The organism is Pseudomonas sp. Pseu.R1 (genome assembly GCF_045764065.1).
Taxonomy (GTDB): domain Bacteria; phylum Pseudomonadota; class Gammaproteobacteria; order Pseudomonadales; family Pseudomonadaceae; genus Aquipseudomonas.
On the sequence record NZ_JBJGEE020000001.1, the window covers coordinates 5,241,776 to 5,263,749 of the forward strand.

Here is a 21,974-nt window from a genome sequence, read left to right on the forward strand (position 1 = left end):
GATAAGCATGATTCATTCATGAAGCGGCGAGAAACCGCTGCGCGTTTCTGCCTGCCAGGCAGCGCTGTGTGTCCGGGCGCATCCGTCAGACCATAAACAGCTATCTTCAGTGCGGGCAACCGATGTGTCGCGACTGGAAAAAACCTGTCGTTATGAACGCCGGTCGCATGGCCGAACGTCACGGCTTTGTGCACTATGGCGGCCCGTGTTGCGCTTTTTCATGACGGTCAGCTGTCAGGTGCGTGAACGTTCTTTTTGCAGGTGGCTTTTATCGTATGGAAACAAACACTTACGCTGCATTGGTGGGATTTGTCGACATGCTGCTGGATGCCATCTGCGTGGTCGATGCAGAGGGTCGCTACGTGTTCGTCAGTGCGGCGGCGGAGCGGATTTTCGGCTATCTGCCCCATGAACTCATCGGTCGCAAGATGATCGAGCTGGTTCATCCCGATGATCGCGAACGCACATTGGCCGAGGCCCGCGACATCATGGCCGGGCAGCCCAACGTAGGTTTCGAGAACCGTTACGTCCGCAAAGATGGCCGTGTGGTGCACATCATGTGGTCGGCGCGCTGGTCGGAAGTGGACAACCTGCGCATCGCTGTGGCCCGGGACATCACCGAGCGCAAGCGTGCCGAGTCGATGCGCGCTGCGTTGTTTCGCATCTCCGAAGCCGCTCACACGGCCAGTGATCTCTCGGCGTTGTTCAAAGACATGCACAGCGTGATCGGTGATTTGCTGCCTGCGCGCAGTTTCTTCGTCGCCCTGCGTGACAAATACAGCGGGCTGCTGAATTTTACCTACCACGTCGACGCCCTCGACCCGACCTTGCAACAGCCGATGGCCAACGCGCTGGCGACCGAAGTGGTGGGGCAGGGGCGCTCCCTGTTACTGGCCCCTGAACATGGCCAACAGGACACGCCACACTGTGCGCCTGACTACTTGCGCGCTCTGCTGGGCGCCGACGGTCTGTCCTGGCTGGCGGCACCGCTGGAAACCCAGCATGGCATCATTGGCGCGCTGCTGGTCAAGAGCCACCCTGATTGCCCGCACTACGACGAACGCGACAAGGAACTGCTGCAATTCGTCTCGACCCAGGTCGCTGCTGCCATTGAACGCAAACAACTGTATGACCGCCTCAAAAGCATGGCCCAGTACGACCAGTTGACCCAGATTCCCAACCGTATGCTGCTTCAGGAGCGATTGCAGCAATCCCTGGAGCGCGCCAAAAACAGCAAGGGCCGCCTGGCGCTGCTCTATCTGGACCTGGACAAATTCAAGCTGGTCAACGATACCCTCGGCCATGCCGCTGGGGACTTGCTGCTTCAGGAGGTCGCACATCGACTCAAACAGTGCGTGCGCGAAACCGACACCGTGGCACGCATCGGGGGCGACGAATTCGTGGTCTTGCTGGACCGGGTCAACAGTCGGGACGATGCAGGCAAAGTCGCCGAGAAAATCTGCAAGGTGCTCAATGTGCCGATGGTGCTCAAAGGGCACGACTGGCAGATCCTGCCGAGCATCGGCATTGCCAACTATCCGGAAAATGCGACTGATCTGGCGCAACTGTTCCGGCATGCCGATGAGGCGATGTACAGCGCAAAGAAGAATGGGGGAAATCGATTCGAGGGGTAAGAGGGCACGGGCATCTACCGTGTTGAACGTAATTTCCCTGCACAACCGCTCTGACTCGCGCTACTGTCTGTCCCATCGAAAATGACCCGACGGTGTGATGATGACGAAGACGGTGCTGGTGCTGGTCGAGAGCGTGAACGAGTATTTGCCGATTCTGGAGCAGAGCGGGTTTCGCTTGATTCTGGCGCCGACCCCGGCCACGCGGGCTGAGGCGGTGGCCACTCGGGGCGATGAGATCGATGCAGTGCTGACCCGTGGGCCGTTGGGGTTTACCGCAGATGAGATGGCGGCGTTGCCGAAGCTGGGGATCATTTGTGTGATCGGTGCGGGTTACGAGCAAGTCGATCTGCCCGCTGCTGAAGCACGGGGCATTACCGTGACCAACGGCGCCGGGGTTAATGCGCCGACGGTGGCCGATCATGCCATGTCGTTACTGTTGTCGCTGGTGCGCGACATTCCCCTGGCCGATGCGTCGGCGCGGCGCAGCGAATGGCGCAAGGTGACGCGTCCGTCGTTTACCCACAAGCGGTTGGGGATTCTTGGGCTGGGCGCGGTGGGGCTGGCGATTGCCAAGCGTGCGCAGGGTTTTGACATGCAGATCAGTTATCACAACCGTTCACCACGCGCCGACGTGGACTTTCATTACTGCGATTCGCCACGGGCGCTGGCCGCCGAGTGTGACTTCCTGATCATCGCGACCCCTGGCGGCGGTGGCACACAGCATTTGATCGACAAGTCAGCCATCGAAGCGTTGGGTGCAGACGGGTTTCTCATCAACATTGCCCGCGCCAGCGTGGTTGACACCGAGGCGCTAGTCGATGCGTTGCAGCACGGGCGTCTGGCCGGAGCCGGGCTGGACGTGTTCGATGATGAGCCTCACATCCCTGACAGCCTGAAAATCCTGCACAACGTGGTGTTGACGCCCCATGTCGCGGGCCTTTCGCCAGAAGCTTCACGTGACACAGTGCAGATGGTGGCCAACAACCTGCTGGCGTTTTATGCGGGCAAACCGGTGTTGACCCCGGTGCACAGTTAACTTGAGCTCCACCTGTCTGTAGGAGTGAGCTTGCTCGCGATCCAGTCTTCAGGCTATTGCATGGGTGACTGATCGGACCTCGATCGCGAGCAAGCTCACGCCTACAGGTTCGCTCGGATGTATTCCTAATCCATTAACAAAAAGGAGTTCTCCATGTCTTTATCGCCTGCCTTGAAAGTCGCGCTGGTCACCGGCGCAGGAAGCGGCATTGGCCGCGCCGTCGCACTGCAATTGCTCGAAGACGGCTACGCCGTGGTGCTTGCCGGGCGTCGGCTGGAACCCTTGGTTGAATTGGCCGAACAAGCCAAGGCGGCGGGGCAGCAGGCGTTGGCCGTCTCTACCGATGTGCGTGACGCGGCCAGTGTCGAAGCGCTGTTCGCGACCATCGAAAACACCTTTGGACGATTGGACGTGTCGTTCAACAACGCCGGAATCGGCGCTCCGGCGGTGCCGATGGACGAATTGTCGGTCGAGCAGTGGAAGAACGTGATCGATACCAACGTCACCGGCATGTTCCTCTGCGTGCGCGGAGCGTTCGGCCTGATGCGTCGGCAAGTGCCGCAGGGCGGGCGGATCATCAACAACGGCTCGATTTCGGCCCACACGCCGCGCCTGTTCAGCTCCCCCTACACCTCCAGCAAACACGCGGTGCTGGGCCTGACCAAAAGCACCTCGCTGGACGGCCGTCAGTACAACATCGCCTGCGGCCAGATCGACATCGGCAACGCGCTGACCGAAATGACCGACCGCATGACCAAGGGCGTATTGCAGCCCAATGGCGAGCTGCAAGTGGAGCCGACCATGGATGTGCAGCACGTGGCCGATGCCGTGAGTTACATGGCCAGCCTGCCGCTGTCGGCGAACGTGCTGAACATGACGGTGATGGCCAACAGCATGCCGTTTGTGGGGCGTGGGTAAGCTCCTTGGAACGCGCGGTCAGTCAGCCAGTTTTGGTGCCTGCCCCGACGCATTCGCCACCAAGGCGGCTCCCACAATGATTGCGTCGGACTGAGAACATCAGAGTTGCCGCAAAATCTGTGGGATCCGGCTGGCTGGCGAATACGATACCTCAGTCACCTCATGCCTAGCTGACCCGCCGCTTTCACAACAAGTCAGCTCTCACAAGTGCTGTGTTCACCTGCAGCTCCGTTGCTCCGTCCATAACCTGCGGGGATCTGTCCAACCCGGCCTGTTGCCGAATCCTCACACTGCTTTCATGTCAATCAACCTTCAAAAGAGAGGACATGACCATGAGCGAATTCGTCATTGCACCCATCGCCACGCCATCGCTGGCGGTGGCTGGAACGTCTGCGCGCTTTCCCATCCGTCGCGTGTTCTGCGTCGGTCGCAACTATTCCGAACACGCCCGTGAAATGGGCCACGACCCCGATCGCGAGCCGCCGTTCTTCTTCGCCAAACCCGCCGATGCCGTGGTGCCTGCCGAAGGCACGATCCCGTATCCGCCGCTGACTCAGGACTTGCACCACGAAATCGAGCTGGTGGTGGCCATCGGCAAGGATGGCGTGAACATCAACCCGCAAGACGCGTTGAGCCACGTCTGGGGCTACGGCGTCGGCCTGGACCTGACCCGTCGCGATTTGCAGGCGCAAGCCAAGAAGATGGGCCGCCCATGGGAGTGGGCCAAGGCATTCGACGCCTCGGCACCCGCCACCGCCCTGTTGCCGGTGAGCAAAGTGGGCCACCCGGACAGCGGATCGATCTGGCTGGACGTCAACGGCGAATCCCGCCAGCGCGGCGATCTGGCGGACCAGATCTGGGCCGTCAAGGATGTGATTGCCTACCTGTCGCAATCGGTGGGCGTGAAAGCTGGTGACCTGATCTACACCGGCACCCCAGCGGGCGTGGGCGCGCTGCAACGGGGGGATGTGGTCACGGCGGGCATCGAAGGGCTTGCTGAGTTGACCGTCACGATCGGCTGACACACCTGACAATCTTTTGGTCGAACGGCTGTCGTTGCCCTAAGATGCGGCCGTCCGACCGAGAGTTTGCAGGTGTTTCAGCGATGGCCAATACCTCCCGCATCCAGACCTATGGCATGCAGCAACGCAGCGACCGCATGGATTTCTACATCCGTGACAAGTCCGCTCGCCCGGCCCTGACCTCGCCCCATCGACACGAATATTTCCAGATCCAGATCAACCTGGGGGGCGACACCGTGCAGCACATCGGTGGTGCGATCCGGCCCTTTCCGCGCAACACGTTGGCGTTCATCCTGCCCCATCGCCTGCACGTCATTCCTCACCCGGAAGACGGCAATTTCGTGCTGATCAACTTCTCTCAGGATTTTCTGTTGCAGCACCTGCAATGCGACCCGATGGACCTGGAGGACATACCGCTGAACGAGGCGCCTGAGTTGGCGCCGTTTCGCTTTCAGGAACATCTGGATTTCATCCTCGACGACGCCCGTTTTGCCGAGATCACGGCATTGCTCGGTCAGATGCGCGAAGTGGATCAAACCCGGCAATTGGGTTCGGCGTCGATGTTGCGGGGGTATCTGCTGCAACTGATTGGTCAGGTCTGCAATCAGTTCGAGCCCGAGTTACGCGCGCTGTCGGCAAGCAAGGCAGAGCGCCGAGGGCGGCGGGATGCGATGGCGCGGGTGATGGATTACATTCGCGAGCATATTGCCGATCCGGCCCTGACCTTGACCGATGCGGCAGCGGCAGCGTTCCTCTCGCCCAACTACCTGACGCACCTGTTGCGCAAAGAGACGGGCAGTACGTTTTCCGAGCTGGTTCTTGAGCGGCGCATGCGCCTGGCGCGCACGTATTTGATGAACAGCAGCAAACCCCTGAGCCACATTGCCCAGATCTGCGGGTTTGCCGATGAAGCGTACTTTTCGCGACGTTTTCGCAAGGCCAATGGCATGCCACCGGGGCAGTTTCGGCGTGAGCAGCGGGGTGGGTGAGAGCGCTGGTCTCTGTGGGAGCGAATTCATTCGCGATGAGGTCCGTGCAAACGCTGCATCTCCATCGTCTGGGCCTCCGTCATCGCGAATGAATTCGCCCCCACAGGGTGCTCGCAGTGTCAGGCATATCGATGCCTTCAGGCCCATTTGAGTGTTTGGGTCAGCTCACTGAACAACGCCGACACCGAACGCAGCGCCCGGCAATCCGGTCGAGTCAGCAGCCACAGTGCGGTGTCGTAGCCTTCAAGCGGGTCCCCAAGTCGCTGCAAATCTCCCTCATGCAGCATGAAGTCCGGCAGCGCGGCCACGCCCATTCCGGCCCTCACCAATTGCGCAACCGCCAGCATTGAACTGCACCGGTAGGCCAGGTTCACGCCCGGCAGTTGCTGGCGACGCCAGGTCACGGTCGGGTGGTCAGGGAGAAAATCGTCCGGCGCAATCCAGTCCATGGCGCTCAAATCGGTCGGTTCGTGTCGTTGCAGGTAGGACGCGTTGGCGCAGACCTGATACGAAACAGTCCCCAGACGCGTACCCACCAGATGCTCCGGCGGGGCATTGGTCAGGCGCAGCGCGATATCGGCGTCGCGGCGGCTGAGGTTGGCGAAGGTGCTGGACGTGTTGAGTTCCAGCTTGAGGCCTGGATAGTCGGGCATGAAGCGGGTGAGGGCGGGCAGTAGCAGGCTTTGGAGGACGGCTTCGGTGCAGGTCAGACGTACTGTGCCGCTGACGATGTGCTGGCCTTGTTCAAGGCTGATCTGCGCCAGACTCAAGGCGTGTTCGGCGCTTTCTGCCTGCTGTGCCAACAGAATCGCTGCGCTGGTGGGGTGATACCCTGAGCGGCTCTTATCGAACAGTGCCGTGCCCACGGACGCTTCCAGCCGACGCACTGCTCGAAACACCGTCGAGACGTCGACTTTGAGTCGTTCAGCCGCCTTGAGCAACGTCTTGCCGCGCACCAGCGCGAGGATCAACGTGAGGTCGGCATGACTGATTCGATATTGCATGGCTGCATTGATCCTTTGCGTTAATGCCAATTTTGATTGCATCACGGCAAGCTTATAGTCATCCCCAGACCGATCGCAAAGCGTTTGAAACAGGGAGCAGGCATGAAGCAGAAACAGGTGATCCGTATCGCGCTGGTGGGTGATTACGATGAAAGCGTCCCCGCCCATCAGGCCATTCCCGTGGCGCTGGACCGAGTGGCAGGGGAGACCGGCATCGTCGTCGAGGGCCTCTGGGTGCCGACGACAGAGGTGGGACAGGGCGCTGAATTGGAGGCGTTCGATGGGGTTTGGTGTGTCCCGGCCAGCCCCTATCGCGACATGGACGGCGCGCTGACGGCGATTGGTTTTGCTCGGGAAAGGCAAATGCCGTTTTTGGGCACTTGCGGGGGCTTTCAGCATGCGCTGCTGGAATATGCGCGCAATCATCTCGACTGGACCGATGCCGAGCATGCCGAAACGGCGCCGGATTCCGATCAGGCGATCATCACGCCCCTCAGTTGCTCACTGGTCGAGGCGTTCGCGCCGATTCGCCTGGTGGCCGGCTCGCGTATCGCCAAGGCCTATGGGGCTGAGGAAACCCACGAGCGTTATCGCTGCCGCTACGGCTTGCGCAAGGAACTGGAAGCGCAGGTTTTCGCCGGACCTCTGAAGGTTTCAGGCTATGACCACGACGAGGAAATTCGCGCGATGGAACTGGAGGGACATCCGTTCTTCGTCGCCACTCTGTTTCAACCCGAACGCGCCGCACTGCAAGGCCGTACTCCGCCGCTGGTGAAAGCCTTCGTGCTGGCCTGCGCGGCAAGCGGAGGCTGATCGCGATGATGACCGATACCTTTGCGGTGCCATATTACGCGGTGGTCTTTACGTCGACTCGCACAAACGAGGACGACGAGGGTTATGCGCACGCCGCGCAACGAATGCTTGCCCTGGTGCGCCAGCAGCCCGGATTTTTGGGTGTGGAATCAGCAAGAGGGGCGGGTGGCGTGGGCATCACCGTTTCGTATTGGCGCGACGAAGCGGCGATTCTGGCCTGGAAAGAACACCCGGAGCATCGGGAAATCCGCGAACGCGGGAGGTCGACCTGGTATCGCCGCTGCACCACGCGGGTGACGCGGGTCGAGCGTGATTACGCCTATTCGCAGTGATGCAGCAGACGTTGTGGGAGCCGGCTTGCTGGCGAAGGCGGTGGATCAGTAATGGCAACGTTAACTGTCACACCGCCTTCGCCAGCAAGCCGGCTCCCACAGGTTATGTGATGTTCCTCAGCTTTGCGGTGCGACCCGCTGCGCCGCGATCTTTCGGCCACTTTGCAGCACGAATACTCCACCGAGGATCGCGGCAATCGCTACCACGTCCAGCACATGAGCGGGTTCGCCTGCCACGAAAATGCCGATCAGCAGGGCGATCACTGGCGGAATGTAGGTGGCCGACGCTGCGATCACCGCGCCCAGCCGTTCGACGATGAAGTAGTAGAGGATGTACGCCACGCCCGTACCCGACAGCCCCAGACCGAGTGAAACGCCGATCATGGCTTTCGGGCTTTCACTGATGTGTTCGATGCCGGTGCGGTCGGTGACGGCGAACAGGATCAGCATGGCGATGCCGATCTGATAGGTGCACAGCGCCACCGCTGAAATGTTCAGTCCGGTCAGGAAGCGTTTGGCGTAGACGAACGAGCAGCCGATGCTCAGCGAGCCGAGCATCATGTACATCACACCCTTCGCTGAAATGGCGGCATCGCCACTGGCCCAGGGCCGCGCGATCAGCAGCACCCCGATGAAGCCCATCAACACGCCCAGGGTCATGCGGGCATTGAGTTTTTCCTCCCGCAGAAACAGAAATGCACAACCAAAGGTAAACAGCGGAATCACGCCGCTGAGCAGGCCCGCGACGCTGGACAGCAGCAACGTCGTGCCTTGGGCGTAGAGGTAGTAATAGACCGCCGTCGCCAGCAGGGCCATGACCAGAAAATGATGGGCGTGGCGCAGGTGCTTCCAGCTCAGGGCGCGGGTGGCGAGGGCGTAGATCAGGATCGGCAGGAAACCGAACACCGAGCGCACCAGCACGATTTGCGCCGGGGAAATCCATTCCAACGCCCACTTCATGAACATGAAGTTGGTGCCCCAAATCAGCCCCAGGAGGGCGAAGGCAAAGTAGGCGATGTTTTTCATGGGGACTGCCGGGTGGTCGATGAGGGGCAGCGATTGTGCGGGGTTATGTGGTTCGATACAAATTATCGTCAACCAGCCGACACGGCACTGTGGCGCGCCGAATGATTCCGGCCGGATGCGACGCTTGTGGGAGCCGACTTGCTGGCGAAGGCGAAGGGTCAGCAATCGAAACGTTGACTGGCACACCGCCTTCGCCAGCAAGCCGGCTCCCACAGAATCAGCGTCGATCACAAATCCATGATTCGACATGCAACCTGTGGGAGCCGCCTTGGTGGCGAAAGGGGTTGATTAGTCAACATAGAATCTCCCACAGGTTATGTGGAGACGCTTACGGCATCACTGGCGGGATATACGCCAGCGTAGTCCCCAACGCCCACAGCAGGAACAGCACCAACGGCGTGTGCACCAGCAATTGCACGAAGGAGAAGCCAATCAAATCCCGCGCCTTCAGGCCCAGCACGCCGAGCAGCGGCAGCATGTAGAACGGGTTGATCAGGTTCGGCAGCGCTTCGGCCGCGTTGTAGATCTGCACCGCCCAGCCCAGGTGGTACTTCAGGTCGTTGGCCACTTGCATCACGTACGGCGCTTCGATGATCCACTTGCCGCCACCGGACGGAATGAAGAAGCCCAGGACTGCCGAGTACACGCCCATCAGCAGGGCATAGGTGTCGTGAGACGCGATGCTGGTGAAGAACGTCGAAATATGGTGCGCGACAGTCTGTGCATCGCCGCCTTTGACGGTGGTCAGCAGCGCGGCAATCGAACCGTACAGCGGGAACTGAATCAGCACGCCCGTGGTGGTCGGCACGGCGCGAGCCACGGCATCGAGGAAGCTGCGTGGACGCCAGTGCAGCAGGGCGCCGACCATGATGAACAGGAAGTTGTAGGTGTTCAGGCCCGAAATCGCGGTGATCGCAGGCTTGGTGGTGAACTCGTTGTACAGCCAGCCGGACGCTAGCACTACCATCAGAATGATCAGCAGTGGGCTGTATTCCAGCCATTCGCCCGGGCGGGTGCGGGCAGGCAGCGGTGGCAGGCTGAATGCCGGGTCGACGCCGCATTCCTTGGCGTCACGGGCGTTGGCCGGGCCAGGGGCGGTGGCGTAGGCGACGATGATCGAAATCACCACCAGCGCCAGCAGCATGATGCCCGATTGCCAGAGGAAGATGGTCTGGGTGAACGGGATCATCCCGGTAATCGCCAGAATCGACGGCGGCAGGCTGGCCGGGTTGGCTTGCAGTTGCGCAGCCGACGACGACAAGCCCAGTGCCCAGACAGCGCCCAGACCCAGATAGGCGGCTGCACCGGCAGCGCGGTAGTCCATTTTCAGATCGGTACGACGGGCCAGTGCACGCACCAGCAAGCCGCCGAATACCAGCGACAGGCCCCAGTTGAGCAGCGAGGCGACCATGGAAATCAGCGCGACCCAGGCCACGGCGGAGCGACCGTTTTTTGGAATCCGGGCCAGACGGTCGATCAGTTTGACGGCGGGTGGCGAGCTGGCGACGACGTAGCCGCCGATGACCACGAAGGCCATTTGCATGGTGAAGGGAATCAGGCTCCAGAAGCCGTCACCAAAGGCCTTGGCGGTGTCGGCGGGTTTTGCGCCGATGGCCAGCGTGGCGAGGGTGACGATCACCACGGCGAGGGCGGCGAACACCCAGGAGTCAGGGAACCAGCGCTCGGCCCACTTGGCGCAGCGCAGAGCAAATCGGGCGGAGCGGCTTTCTTCGAGATCGGCGGCCACGTGTGTTACCTCTTGGAGTTATTTTTGGATGCTATTGGCATAGCTGTTTTTAGTGTTGGCAGTGACGCAAGAAAAGGTGCAGCGCTAGATACGGCAAAGCCCCTTCATTGCTGAAAGGGCAGAGTGGTGTAGCGATGTGACATCAGATGTGACACTTGGCTTCTGGCCGAAGGCCGTGGGAGCCGGCTTGCTGGCGAATGCGGTGGGTCATTCACAGTTGTGTTGTCTGACACGCCGTATTCGCCAGCAAGCCGGCTCCCACAGGTGTCGCAATCAGAACGTCATCTCAACCACATCATCCGGCACGATCAATTTACCGGCTGTTTTGGCGACGATCTCTTCGATGCTCACGCCCGGTGCGGTTTCGCGCAGGATGAAGGCGCCGTTTTCGATTTCCAGGTAAGCCAGGTCGGTCAAAACTTTCTTGATGCAACCGGCGCCGGTCAGCGGCAGGCTGCAACGCGACAGCAGTTTGGACTCGCCGTCCTTGGAGGCGTGGGTCATGGTTACGATGATGTTGTCGGCGCCGGCCACCAGGTCCATCGCGCCGCCCATGCCTTTGACCAGCTTGCCGGGGATCATCCACGAGGCGATGTTGCCGTCGACGTCGACTTCGAAGGCGCCCAGTACGGTCAGGTCCACATGGCCGCCACGGATCATGGCGAAGGATTCGGCGGAGGAGAAGATCGAAGCGCCCACGCGGGCTGTCACGGTCTGCTTACCGGCGTTGATCATGTCGGCGTCGATGGTCTCTTCGGTCGGAAAGGCGCCCATGCCAAGCAGGCCGTTTTCCGATTGCAGCATCACGTCGATGCCTTCAGGAACGTAGTTGGCGACCAGGGTCGGAATGCCGATGCCCAAGTTCACGTAAAAGCCGTCTTGCAGTTCGCGCGCCACGCGCTGTGCCATTTGTTCGCGGGAGAGTGCCATGGTTCGGGTCCTTTTATTGTGTTCGGTGGCCCATGCTCTGATGGGGACAGATCAGGCTTTTCTGACGGTGCGCTGCTCGATGCGCTTCTCGAAAGTGCCCTGAATCACGCGGTCCACATAAATGCCCGGCGTGTGGATTTCGGTCGGCAGCAGTACGCCTGGCTCGACGATTTCCTCGACTTCGACCACGGTGATCTTGCCCGCCGTGGCGGCAACCGGGTTGAAGTTCTGCGCGGTGTGGCGATAGACCACGTTACCGAAGTGGTCGGCTTTCCAGCCCTTGATGATCGCGAAGTCGCCGGTAATGGCTTCTTCCAGAATCACGTTGCGGCCGTTGAACTGGCGGGTTTCCTTGCCTTCGGCAACCGGAGTGCCGTAGCCAGTGGCGGTGTAGAAGGCGGGGATACCGGCACCGCCTGCGCGCATTTTCTCGGCGAGGGTGCCTTGGGGAGTGAGTTCGACTTCCAGTTGGCCGTTGAGCAACTGCTCTTCGAACAGTTTGTTCTCGCCGACGTAGGAAGCGATCATTTTGCGGATCTGCCGGTCTTCCAGCAGGATGCCCAGACCGAAGCCATCGACGCCGCAGTTGTTGGACACAACCGTCAGGCCTTTCACACCCATGCGCTTGATCTGCGCGATGAGGTTTTCCGGGATACCGCACAGGCCGAAACCACCGGCCAGTACTGTCATGTTGTCAGTCAGCCCGGCGAGGGCTTCTTCGTAGGTTGCGACGCGTTTGTCGAGTCCGGCCATAGTGCTTGGTCCCCGCTTCGTTGTAGTTGTGTCCGACAATCGCCTTGCCGGAGGGCGTTGTTCTCATCTTCCTCCCGCGTCAGTGATTTGTTAATTTTGTTTTTTTCATGAATTGATAAGTTAAATAAATCAATGAACGTCAAGCAGCTTCGCGCGTTTCTAGCAGTGGCCCAATGCCTAAGCTTCGCTCAAGCGGGGGAACGGCTGCACCTGTCGCAACCGGCGTTGAGCCTGACCATCAAAGCGTTGGAGGACGATCTGGGGGGGCAACTGCTGACGCGCACAACGCGCACCGTCAGCCTGACCCCGGAAGGCGAAGCGTTGCTGCCCCTGGCGCGACAGCTGCTGGCGGACTGGGACAACGCTGAAGAAGTCCTGCGCCAGCGCTTTACCTTGCAAATGGGCAAGGTGTCGATCGCAGCGATGCCGTCGTTTGCCGGAAGCCTGTTGCCGGTGGCGCTCAAGGTGTTTCGCGAGCGCTATCCCCGCGTGAACGTGGCGGTTCACGACGTGATCAACGAGCAGGTGCTGGAGATGGTCGATCATCGGCGCGTCGAGCTGGGCATCGGGTTTGAGCCTGAATCGAGGAACAGCATGACCTTCACTCCGTTTTACCTGGACCGCTTTGTCGCGGTGGTGCCCTCGAATTCACCCTTGGCCGGGCGCGGCGTGGTGAGCTGGGACGAACTGCTGCACCACGATTTCATTACCTTGCAACGGCCTTCGGCAGTGCGTCTGTTGCTGGAGCAGGACTTGCAAACTCAACACGGCAAGTTGTCTGTGGCCTTCGAAAGTCATCAGTTGTCAACGGTGGGAAGAATGGTCGCCAACGGCCTGGGCGTCAGTGCCGTGCCGTCCCTGTGCATTCAGCAAATGGAAGAATTGGGCGCTCGTTGCGTGGCGCTGGAAGGCCCGCGTATCGAGCGGCGGATCGGGTTGATGACCTTGGCCGATCACAAATTGTCGGCAGCGGCGCAGGCGTTGCGGGATGTGTTGATTGAGTGTGCACAACCCGCTTTGGAGGCTGACTGAGATCCCCTCTGTGGGAGCGAATTCATTCGCGATGCGTTAGTACATCCGCCAGAAATGTGTCGGACGTACCGTCGCATCGCGGATGAATCCGCTCCCACAGGCTTCGGCGCTCATCCAGTCATTTGTGAGAAACGGACTTTTTTTGAAATTCATTTAGATGAATGAATGAATGGCACGCCGTTTCGGCCACTTCCTGCGAAAAAATCACTGCGACGTCTTGCCGCATCCGGTATCGTTCGGCCGTCTGAAACAAATTGTTGCAGACATACCTTCAATAAGAATCGAACGATAAGGGGTTCCGCGTGGATCTGTCGTCTGCTGCGTGGGTGTTTCACGACACCCGCCTGATCATCTGCTGTCTGGTCGCCATTGCCACGATTATCGTGCTGATCAGCGCCACCAAACTTCCACCGTTTCTGTCGATTCTGGTGGGCACTTTCATCGCAGGGATAGGTGCGGGGCTGCCAGCGGAGGCGGTTGCAAAAGCGTTCAGCAAGGGCGCTGGCGGGATTCTTGGCGAGGCCGGGATCATCATCGCGTTGGGTGCGATGCTCGGCGCGTTGATGGCTGAATCGGGCGCGGCGGACCGCATTGCCTCGACGCTGCTCGGGCTGGGCAAAGGCAAGACCTTGCCGTGGGTCATGGCGTTGGTGGCGATGGTCATCGGCTTGCCGCTGTTCTTCGAAGTGGGCCTGGTGATGATGGTGCCGATCATCTTCGTGATGGCACGTCAGTCCAATCTGCCGCTGCTGAAAATCGCCATTCCGGCATTGGCAGGCATGACCACCTTGCACGCCCTGATGCCACCGCACCCCGGTCCACTGATCGCCGTCAGCGCGTTGCACGCCGACCTGGGGCTGACCATGTTGCTGGGTTTCTGCATCGCGGTGCCTGCGGTGATTCTGGCAGGTCCCCTGTATGGCAACTGGCTCTCCAAGCGCTTGCACGTTGAAGAGCCTGCTGAATTGGGCGAGCTGTTTTCGGCCAAGTCGAAAGTCGCGCGCCAGCCGGGCTTCGGCATTTCGCTGTTGATCATCTTGTTGCCAGTGATCCTGATGCTGGGCAGCACCCTGGCCAAAGTCGCCATGGAGCCGGAAAGCGGCATCGCGCTGACCTTGAAGTTCCTCGGTGAGCCGCTGGTGGCACTGGGCATTGCCGTGCTGGCCGCGACGGTATGCCTGGGTTGGGCCAACGGCATTTCCCGCGAGCACGTGGGGGCAACCTTGCGTAAAAGCCTGGCGCCGATTGCGGTGCTCCTGCTGACCATCGGTGCCGGTGGCGGCCTGAAACAGACCTTGCTGGATGCCGGTGTCAGCCAGACCATCAGTAAAGCCGCCGAAGGCGCGCACATGCCGTATCTGCTGCTGGCGTGGTTGATTGCCGTGGCGCTTCGCCAGGCCACCGGATCGGCTACCGTCGCCACCACCACGACCGCGGGCATTCTTGCGCCGATGATGGCGGGGCTGGCACCGATCGAGGCATCGCTGGTGGCGTTAGTGATTGGTGCCGGTTCGGTGTTCTTCTGCCACGTCAACGACGCGGGCTTCTGGATGGTGCGCGAATATTTCGGCCTGCAACTCAAGCAGACGATCTGGGTGTGGTCGGTGTTGCAAACCATCGTCTCGGTGGTCGGCCTGATCGGCACCTCGTTGTTGTGGCATTGGTTGGTTTAACCGCTTTCGAGTGACACAGAGATTACTGTGGGAGCGAGCTTGCTCACGAATGCTGCGTTACAGGCACAAGAGATGTTGTGGCTGGACTGTCCTCTTCGTGAGCAAGCTCACTCCCACAGATTCTGCAGCGTCTCCTCTTTTACCGGTGTGCTCAGGCATCGGTTCTGAAAACCCGATAGCGACTATCAAGACGACTGATTTCTGCTGAAAAGCCCCGGCGCGTAGCCTTGGCTTCATTCCAGAAACGAGCCGAATGGAGGCTCCCATGAATCGTCTTCTCGCCCTCGCCATGTCGCTTTCAGTCGCTGTTCTTTCCGGCTGTGCCGCTGGCAATCACCCTGAATTGCGCCCTTACACCGCTGAAGAAACCCACCAGTTGGCCCTTGAAGACCTGAACCGTCGCGGCCTGTCCTACGACGAATATCAGGCTCGCAAAGCGCAACTGATGGCCGAGCCGCAACTGCAACAAGCCCACGAATTCGACACCCGCGGCGAAGTGAACGCCGACATCAGTACCCCGTCGAAAGCGCGTCAGGGCTAAGCGCTCTGGCTCAAGGGTTTGAACGAACAGTTTCATCTGTTATGCAAGTTTGTTGAAACTGTACGGGTAAAAGTCAGCCTCACTGTCCGTGTGTTTCACGCCGCGCTTTCGATAGCGTGAGCGCCAGAAATCAGAAAACACACCGTGGACCCGCATCATGCTGACTGCCGATTTGCTGCTCGCCTTTGTTCTGTTTGCCTTCGTGTCATCGATTACCCCAGGCCCCAACAACACCATGTTGTTGTCCTCGGGCGTGAACTTCGGTTTCAACCGCACCATTCCGCACATGCTCGGCGTGAGCTTCGGCTTTGCGCTGATGGTGCTCGCTGTCGGCTTTGGTCTGGGCGCTGCGTTCAAGGCGTATCCGGTGTTGTACACCGCGTTGCGCTATGCGGGGGCGGCGTATTTGCTCTATCTCGCGTACAAGATCGCCACCTCGGGTCCCGCCAGCGAGAGTGCTGAGCGCAGGGGCAAGCCCATGAGCTGCCTGAGCGCGGCGGCGTTTCAGTGGGTCAACCCGAAAGCCTGGGTGATGGCCGTTGGTGCCATCAGCACCTACACCCCCATGAATGGCTACTTCACTAACGTCGTGGTGATCGCGATGGTCTTCGGGATCGTCAACCTGCCCGCCGTGGGCATGTGGGCGGGCTTCGGCAGTCTGTTGCGTAATGTGCTGCGCGACCCGTTCTGGCTGCGGGTGTTCAACGGGATCATGGCGTTGCTGCTGGTGTTGTCGCTGTATCCGCTGTTGGAGCACTGATCGACTCAGGCATGGGGGAACCACAGGCTGAAGACGGTCACGCCCCCCTCGCTGGCGACCCGACATTGCCCCCCATGCAGTTTCATGATCGAGGCGACGATGGACAGCCCCAGCCCGCTGCGTTCAGAAGACTGTTGCCGCGAATGGTCCGCACGATAGAAGCGGTCGAATAATCGTTCGATCACTGCCGGGGCAATGGTCTCCCCCAGATTGCTGACCTGTACGATGCTGAAGTGCGCCTTTCGCTGTACCTCGACACGGATTTCGCTGCCCGTTTGGGCATGCCGCACGGCGTTGGACACCAGATTCGCCAATGCACGACGAAACAGGGTGACGTCCGCCCACAAGGTGCCGTCGCCGCTCCAGGTCAGGCGCACGCCGCGCTCTTCGGTCAGGTCCTCGAAATAACTGCCGATGCGCGCCAGCTCTTGCGCGACGTTGATGTCGCTTCGCTCGATGGCTTCTTCGGCGTGTTCGGTCCGGGCGAGAAACAGCATGCTGTCGATCATCTTTGAAAGCCGCTGTAGTTCCTCGTAATTGGAACCCAGCAAACGCTGGTAGTAGTCCATTTCCCGGGCTTTTCCCAACCCGACCTCGATCTGGCCCAGCAGGTTGCCGATGGGCGTGCGCAGGTCGTGGGCCATGTCGGCGCTGACCTGTCTGAGATCGATGAACCCTCGTTCGAGCCGGGCCAGCATGGCGTTGAACTGAGCGATGACGGCATCGAGTTCCTGCGGTGCGTTCTCTCGATCGATACGGCTGGACAGCGTGCCGATGCCAATGGTCGCAGTCTGTTCGGCCAGTCGACGCAGCGGCCGCATACTGCGTCGCGCCAGAACATACGCCAGCAGCGCGATCAGCACCGCCGTGACGCTGGACAGCGTGAGGATGTCGTTGCGATAACCCGCCAGAATCCGCGCCCGCTCGTTGAGCAGACGCCCGGAGGTGACTTTCAGCGGCGGCTGATTGCCTGTCGTTCGCACCTCGGCCGCCATGTAGATGAATGGCGTGCCGTCAGCGGCCTGGCCATGCTGAACCTGCTTCAGCGACAGCGGTGTGTCGGCATCAACGGCGTCGACCTGCGGCACATCGCGATTGCCGGGGTTGACCGCAATCAGCTCGGCGCCACCTTGGGTCTGCACGATCAGCAGGGATTCGGAGTTGCCCAGCATGTTGCCGAACAGGCGCGGTTTGTCGCGCACCATTTCCTGGGCGTCGCTGTCTTGCAGCAGATTGCGGATTTGATCGACCCGAGTGACCAGCGCGGCGTCGTCGCTCAGGGAAAGTTGCGCGCGCAGCCCGAAGTACAGCGCCGAGCCGAGAATGGCCATGGCGCCAAAAGCAAAAAACGCCAGCAACAGGGCCAGGCGCAGCGTCAGCGACAGCCGATTCATGCCTCGTACTCGAAGCGATAGCCCACGCCATGCACAGTGTGAATCAGCCGGGTGGGGAAGGGGTCGTCGAGCTTCTGGCGCAGGCGCCGGACAGCGACATCGACCACATTGGTGTCGCTGTCGAAATTCATGTCCCAGACCAGCGACGCCAGCAGACTGCGCGGCAGAACTTCATCGCGCCGTTGAATAAAGCACATCAGCAGGCTGAACTCCTTGTTGGTCAGGCTCAGACGTTGCCCGCCACGGGTCACTCGACGCTTGGCCACATCGACCTGCAAATCGCCGACCTCGATGGCGTCCACAGGGCGTTCTACGTGGCCTCGACGCAGGATGATGCGGATTCGCGCCAGCAGTTCGGCGAAGGAAAACGGCTTGACCAGGTATTCATCGGCGCCCAGACCCAGCCCACGCAAGCGGTCTTCCAGCGTGCCGCGGGCACTGAGAAACAGCACGGGTGTCTGCTGACGGCTGCCCAGTTTTTCCATCACCGTCCAGCCGTCCATCTCGGGCAGCATGACGTCCAGCAGGATGAGGTCGTAATGATTCTCGCGGGCCATATGCAGGCCGTCGATGCCATTGCTGGCGTGATCGACGACATACCCCGCTTCGGTCAGCCCCGCGCAGAGGTAGGAGGCGGTCTTGAGTTCGTCCTCGATGATCAGGATGTTCATAGGCGCGATGCACGAACCTCGACAAGCGAGTGAAGGCCGGAGCGGGCGCCCCGGCCGATGGACTCAGTGTAACGATTAATGAGCGTCCGTCGCGTGGGTGGCCTGCACGATCAGGTCAGCGACTTTCTCGGGCTGGGAAATCAGCGACACATGGCTGGCGGCGAGTTCGATGGTATGGGCCTTCATGCGTTGGGCCATGAAGCGCTCAAGATCCGGGTTGATGGTGCGGTCTTCGGTCGACACCGCGTACCAGGTCGGCTTGTCGCGCCAGGCGGCCACGGTGGTCTTGGCGGTGGTCACCGCCTTGGCGACCGGCTGCTGAACGGCAAAGTAAGTGCGCGCTTCTTTTTCGGGCAGATCCCCTGCGAAGTCATGCACGAAAGCCTGTTCGGAGAGCAAACCGTAGCCATCACTGGACCATTGCAGGCCTGCGCCCGCCGGGGCCGCAGGGAATTTTTTGGTCAGGGCTGGATAGTCCTCGCCAACATCCGGTGCGCGGGCGGCGATGTACACCAGGCCTTTGACCTTGGGATCGTCACCGGCCTGGGTGATCACCATGCCCGCGTAGGAGTGGCCGACCAGAATCGTCGGGCCGTCCTGCATGGCCAGTGTGCGCTTGACCGCATCGACGTCAGCGTCCAGCGAGGTGGTCGGGTTTTGCACGGCAGTCACGTGCAGGCCCTTGGCTTGCAGCAGTGGGATCACCTTGGCCCAACTGGAGCCGTCGGCGTACAGGCCGTGGACCAGCACGACGTTCTTGATGTCACCCGCAGAAGCCGGCGCGGCCTGGGCTTGAGCGACCGCGAACAACGACAGGGCTGAGAAAGCGAGGGCAAGGGGAAGACGCATGTTCATGGTGACCACTCCGATCAGTTCTGTGAGTCGCCACTCTAGAAAGCCCGCTCCCTCAGGAGGGTGACGCAAGGATTACAAAAAACTGACAGGCGATTCACAGCGCCAGCTTCAAGTGCCTCCCGGCTTCCTTGTGCCGCGCGTTGGTCCGGTGTTGCAGGCCGAGGAAGAAATGATCCAGCCCGTCGTGCAGGCGCTGAGTCAGCAACTCATCCAGCTCACCGCCTAACGGACTGTCGTCGACGTAGCTGATCTGGCTGTCGATGGCGAACACGCCATGCAGCACTTCCTGGCACTTGAGCGCGGACAGCACGGGCTTCAGCGCATAGTCGACCGCGAGCATGTGAGCGATGCTGCCGCCGGTGGCCAGTGGCAGCACCACTTTGCCGTGCAGCGAGCGCTCGGGGAGCAAGTCCAGCAAGGTTTTCAAGGCACCGGAAAACGAGGCTTTATAGACCGGTGTGCCGATCAGCAAACCATCGGCCTTGGCCACCGCCTCGATGAAGGCGACGACTTCCGGGCTGTCGAAACGGGCGTACAACAAGTCTTCAGCGTTGAAATCCTGAATGCGCACGGTTTTTACACCGACACCATGATCGGCCAGCCACTGCGCCGCATGTTTGAGCACCACGCCCGAACGGGATCGGGTTGCAGGACTGCCTGAAATTGAAACCACCAGCATGTTCTGATTCCTTGGGGTCAGCGCGAAAATGATGGGCGTTTGGACCCTTTGGTGTTTCAAAGCAGCATGTGTGCCAGAGCGGTTGAGGCCAGAGAGTGGCCAACAAAACCGTGGGTTTCAGCGTATTCGAAGCCTTGACTATTGATACTCCATACTGGCTCGCGATGCTGTAAGTGTTGATCTGCTGCTGCTGTATCAACACCTCCGGTTCCCCATAAATTTCGTGGTAAATGCACATCTGAACGCCGACTTCTCGTCGCGTCAGCTCTCGCTCTCGCTCTCGCTCTCGCTTTTGCCCTTGCTCTTCATACACAATAGCCCAGACACCGCCGAACGCGACTTGGGTGCTGGCTGAACGGAGGTGTCGTGTAGTGGGTTGAGCCGCATGGATGCGGCGAGAGCCGATCGGCCATGGATGGCCGTCATCGGCGTGCCCACGCAGCGGCGCCGGAGTGAAGGGACCCGGCGCAGCCGGGCCAAACCAGGAGCAAGCGGTTTTCCCCCATTTTGCCAAGACAAAATGGGGTCGCCCGTAAGGGGCGAAACCCTGAATCTCTATATCCCCAATAACGGATCTGCACCCGATTCCAAAGGCGCCAGTCTTTAAAAGCGTGGTCCAGATATCGGGGGTTAATCCGTTCGCGAAGGTGACGCTGATTCACCTTTCCGCTCTTACAGCGGGTAACTTTTTCTTTCGGGAAAAAGTCACCAAAAACCATTGCTCCTGGTTTGGCCCGGCTGCGCCAGGTTCCTTCTCTCCGGCGCCGCTCCGTGGGCACGCGAGGGGTGGCCATCCATGGCCACCTCGCTCTCGCCGCATCCCTGCGGCTCAACCCACTCCACGACACCTGCGTTCAGCCAGCACCCAAGTCGCGTCCGGCGGCGTCTGGGCTGTTTGTGTATGAAGAGCAAGAGCGGACGAGGACGAGAATATTGAGTCTGTGAAGAGCCAGAATCTCAGGACAAAAAAAATCCCCGCAGCCACTGACTGCGAGGATTTTGCCGTTGCGTCCAACTTGCCGCTTGAAGCTTGCCGCTGATCAGTTCCGGAACATCGCACCCGTCTGGATGATGTTGTTCGAACCCAACAGTTGGCTCACATAACGGCTCCAACGGGTAATGTTGGCAGGGCCAACGAACACCACGTCCTGAGCCGCCAGTTCGAAGCCCTTGGCCAGCGCGTAACTGGTCGGCTTCTTGGCGTTAAGGTGATACACGGTCGCCGAGTGGGTCGCGTCCTGCGCCCGAATCACGTACACCGCCTCACCGTCCGCCGCATCAGGGCTCAGGCCGCCGGACGTGCCGAGGGCTTCAAGCAGCGTCACGCTGGTGGTGCTGAACGAAATCACCTGAGGGCGCTGAACCTCACCCAACACGTAGATCTTGTTCTTCGAGTTGCTGTTCAGGTGCAGGTAGTCGCCGTCCTTGAGGAAAATCTTGCTCAGTTGTGAATCCTTGCGGTTGAGCGAGTCGACGTCGATCACATAATCCTTGCCGTCGCGACGCAGGGTCAGGCCCGCGAGGTTGGCGTCGGTCAGGTCAAGACCGGCCTGGCTGATGGCCTGAACCAGACTCAGCGGAATGTTGGTGATCGGCTGTGGGCCGGGGGTCTTGAATGCGCCGGACAGGAGCACGCGCTGACTGTTGTAACGCAGCACTTTGACGTCGACCTTGACCTCGGTGTACTGCGGCAACAGGCCCATGCGCAGCTGCTCGCGAATTTGCGAAACGGTCTTGCCCGCCGCCTGGATGCGGCCGACGTACGGGAAGAACACCGTGCCGTCGTTCAACACCTCACGGCTGTTGGCGTCCAGTTGCTCCTGAGAACCGGGGGCCGTCAGTTCAGGGTGTTCGAACACTGTGACCAGCAGGGCGTCACCCGGCCCGACCACGTACTCAGGGGTCTTGTAGTTCAACAGCTCCGGTGGCAGCGGTTTGGCGGCAGCCGCGGCCACTTTCTGTTGCTGGGCCAGGGTGGTGGGCGTGATGTTGACCAACGTGACCGCCGGACCATCCGGGTCTTTATCGGTGACATCGCTGAGTGACATGTACTGACCGGGGGCGAATGCGCAGCCTTGCAGAACCAGACTGGAAAGCAGCACTACCGCGAACGTTACTTTCATATGAGTGTTCCTTCTTAATCCTAAAAGGTGCGTACTGGCACC

General features: G+C 60.4%; 21 protein-coding genes. 11 read left to right on the forward strand and 10 right to left on the reverse strand.

Annotated features, from left to right (window positions below; genetic code table 11):
- Nucleotides 1–275 precede the first annotated feature (275 nt).
- The 5 genes from ACI5GA_RS23920 (at nucleotide 276) to ACI5GA_RS23940 (ending at nucleotide 5,599) form a co-directional block, all read left to right on the forward strand.
- Nucleotides 276–1,634 carry a diguanylate cyclase domain-containing protein gene (locus tag ACI5GA_RS23920; RefSeq protein WP_421424533.1) on the forward strand — a complete coding sequence of 453 codons (1,359 nt, stop codon included), beginning with the start codon at nucleotides 276–278 and terminating at the stop codon, nucleotides 1,632–1,634.
- A gap of 100 nt (nucleotides 1,635–1,734) precedes the next feature.
- The gene (locus ACI5GA_RS23925; RefSeq protein ID WP_421425526.1) at nucleotides 1,735–2,670 is read left to right on the forward strand and encodes a 2-hydroxyacid dehydrogenase; all 936 of its coding nucleotides are present in this window, start codon (nucleotides 1,735–1,737) and stop codon (nucleotides 2,668–2,670) included.
- 153 nt (nucleotides 2,671–2,823) lie between these two features.
- Nucleotides 2,824–3,588: an SDR family oxidoreductase gene (locus ACI5GA_RS23930; protein ID WP_421424536.1), complete on the forward strand. Its 765-nt coding sequence runs from the start codon at nucleotides 2,824–2,826 to the stop codon at nucleotides 3,586–3,588.
- Between the two features lie 332 nt (nucleotides 3,589–3,920).
- Complete coding sequence (locus ACI5GA_RS23935) at nucleotides 3,921–4,610, forward strand: fumarylacetoacetate hydrolase family protein (protein WP_421424538.1); 690 nt, start codon at nucleotides 3,921–3,923, stop codon at nucleotides 4,608–4,610.
- 83 nt (nucleotides 4,611–4,693) lie between these two features.
- Nucleotides 4,694–5,599 (forward strand): AraC family transcriptional regulator, encoded by a 906-nt coding sequence (locus ACI5GA_RS23940; RefSeq protein WP_421424540.1) that lies wholly within the window; start codon nucleotides 4,694–4,696, stop codon nucleotides 5,597–5,599.
- Between the two features lie 137 nt (nucleotides 5,600–5,736).
- On the opposite strand, the gene ACI5GA_RS23945 is transcribed toward ACI5GA_RS23940, so the two are convergent.
- A complete protein-coding gene (locus ACI5GA_RS23945; RefSeq protein WP_421424542.1) occupies nucleotides 5,737–6,645 on the reverse strand; it encodes a LysR family transcriptional regulator in 909 nt (302 codons plus the stop codon).
- Between the two features lie 60 nt (nucleotides 6,646–6,705).
- Between ACI5GA_RS23945 and ACI5GA_RS23950 the strand changes: the two genes are divergently transcribed.
- Both ACI5GA_RS23950 and ACI5GA_RS23955 read left to right on the forward strand, forming a co-directional pair.
- Nucleotides 6,706–7,416: a CTP synthase C-terminal region-related (seleno)protein gene (locus tag ACI5GA_RS23950; protein WP_421424543.1), complete on the forward strand. Its 711-nt coding sequence runs from the start codon at nucleotides 6,706–6,708 to the stop codon at nucleotides 7,414–7,416.
- 5 nt (nucleotides 7,417–7,421) lie between these two features.
- Nucleotides 7,422–7,748: an antibiotic biosynthesis monooxygenase family protein gene (locus ACI5GA_RS23955; protein WP_404639934.1), complete on the forward strand. Its 327-nt coding sequence runs from the start codon at nucleotides 7,422–7,424 to the stop codon at nucleotides 7,746–7,748.
- Between the two features lie 117 nt (nucleotides 7,749–7,865).
- On the opposite strand, the gene ACI5GA_RS23960 is transcribed toward ACI5GA_RS23955, so the two are convergent.
- The 4 genes from ACI5GA_RS23960 to ACI5GA_RS23975 all read right to left on the reverse strand — a co-directional run bounded on the left by ACI5GA_RS23960 (nucleotide 7,866) and on the right by ACI5GA_RS23975 (nucleotide 12,204).
- Nucleotides 7,866–8,774, reverse strand: coding sequence for a DMT family transporter (locus ACI5GA_RS23960; RefSeq protein WP_404639936.1), 909 nt, complete (start codon nucleotides 8,772–8,774; stop codon nucleotides 7,866–7,868).
- A 328-nt stretch (nucleotides 8,775–9,102) separates the two neighbouring features.
- Complete coding sequence (locus tag ACI5GA_RS23965) at nucleotides 9,103–10,521, reverse strand: short-chain fatty acid transporter (RefSeq protein ID WP_404639938.1); 1,419 nt, start codon at nucleotides 10,519–10,521, stop codon at nucleotides 9,103–9,105.
- A gap of 273 nt (nucleotides 10,522–10,794) precedes the next feature.
- Entirely contained in the window at nucleotides 10,795–11,451 is a 657-nt protein-coding gene (locus ACI5GA_RS23970; RefSeq protein WP_421424545.1) for a CoA transferase subunit B, read from the reverse strand.
- Nucleotides 11,452–11,502: 51 nt separating this feature from the next.
- Nucleotides 11,503–12,204 (reverse strand): CoA transferase subunit A, encoded by a 702-nt coding sequence (locus tag ACI5GA_RS23975; RefSeq protein WP_421424547.1) that lies wholly within the window; start codon nucleotides 12,202–12,204, stop codon nucleotides 11,503–11,505.
- A 132-nt stretch (nucleotides 12,205–12,336) separates the two neighbouring features.
- On the opposite strand from ACI5GA_RS23975, the gene ACI5GA_RS23980 reads away from it, so the two are divergent.
- The 4 genes from ACI5GA_RS23980 to ACI5GA_RS23995 all read left to right on the forward strand — a co-directional run bounded on the left by ACI5GA_RS23980 (nucleotide 12,337) and on the right by ACI5GA_RS23995 (nucleotide 16,210).
- Complete coding sequence (locus ACI5GA_RS23980) at nucleotides 12,337–13,236, forward strand: LysR family transcriptional regulator (protein ID WP_404639944.1); 900 nt, start codon at nucleotides 12,337–12,339, stop codon at nucleotides 13,234–13,236.
- 302 nt (nucleotides 13,237–13,538) lie between these two features.
- Nucleotides 13,539–14,909, forward strand: a complete 1,371-nt coding sequence (locus tag ACI5GA_RS23985) for a gluconate:H+ symporter (protein ID WP_404639946.1) — start codon at nucleotides 13,539–13,541, stop codon at nucleotides 14,907–14,909.
- 265 nt (nucleotides 14,910–15,174) lie between these two features.
- Nucleotides 15,175–15,450 (forward strand): hypothetical protein, encoded by a 276-nt coding sequence (locus ACI5GA_RS23990; protein ID WP_421424548.1) that lies wholly within the window; start codon nucleotides 15,175–15,177, stop codon nucleotides 15,448–15,450.
- A 154-nt stretch (nucleotides 15,451–15,604) separates the two neighbouring features.
- A complete protein-coding gene (locus tag ACI5GA_RS23995; RefSeq protein WP_421425527.1) occupies nucleotides 15,605–16,210 on the forward strand; it encodes a LysE family translocator in 606 nt (201 codons plus the stop codon).
- Between the two features lie 5 nt (nucleotides 16,211–16,215).
- On the opposite strand, the gene ACI5GA_RS24000 is transcribed toward ACI5GA_RS23995, so the two are convergent.
- The 5 genes from ACI5GA_RS24000 to ACI5GA_RS24020 all read right to left on the reverse strand — a co-directional run bounded on the left by ACI5GA_RS24000 (nucleotide 16,216) and on the right by ACI5GA_RS24020 (nucleotide 21,932).
- Nucleotides 16,216–17,604 carry a heavy metal sensor histidine kinase gene (locus tag ACI5GA_RS24000; protein ID WP_404639950.1) on the reverse strand — a complete coding sequence of 463 codons (1,389 nt, stop codon included), beginning with the start codon at nucleotides 17,602–17,604 and terminating at the stop codon, nucleotides 16,216–16,218.
- Nucleotides 17,601–18,275, reverse strand: coding sequence for a heavy metal response regulator transcription factor (locus ACI5GA_RS24005; RefSeq protein ID WP_404639952.1), 675 nt, complete (start codon nucleotides 18,273–18,275; stop codon nucleotides 17,601–17,603). The genes ACI5GA_RS24000 and ACI5GA_RS24005 overlap by 4 nt, the downstream gene beginning before the upstream one ends.
- 75 nt (nucleotides 18,276–18,350) lie before the next feature.
- Nucleotides 18,351–19,037 carry an alpha/beta hydrolase gene (locus ACI5GA_RS24010; RefSeq protein ID WP_421425528.1) on the reverse strand — a complete coding sequence of 229 codons (687 nt, stop codon included), beginning with the start codon at nucleotides 19,035–19,037 and terminating at the stop codon, nucleotides 18,351–18,353.
- A gap of 187 nt (nucleotides 19,038–19,224) precedes the next feature.
- Nucleotides 19,225–19,809 carry an NADPH-dependent FMN reductase gene (gene ssuE, locus ACI5GA_RS24015; RefSeq protein WP_421424552.1) on the reverse strand — a complete coding sequence of 195 codons (585 nt, stop codon included), beginning with the start codon at nucleotides 19,807–19,809 and terminating at the stop codon, nucleotides 19,225–19,227.
- Nucleotides 19,810–20,849: 1,040 nt separating this feature from the next.
- Complete coding sequence (locus ACI5GA_RS24020; protein WP_404639956.1) at nucleotides 20,850–21,932, reverse strand: polysaccharide biosynthesis/export family protein; 1,083 nt, start codon at nucleotides 21,930–21,932, stop codon at nucleotides 20,850–20,852.
- Between the last annotated feature and the right edge of the window lie 42 nt (nucleotides 21,933–21,974).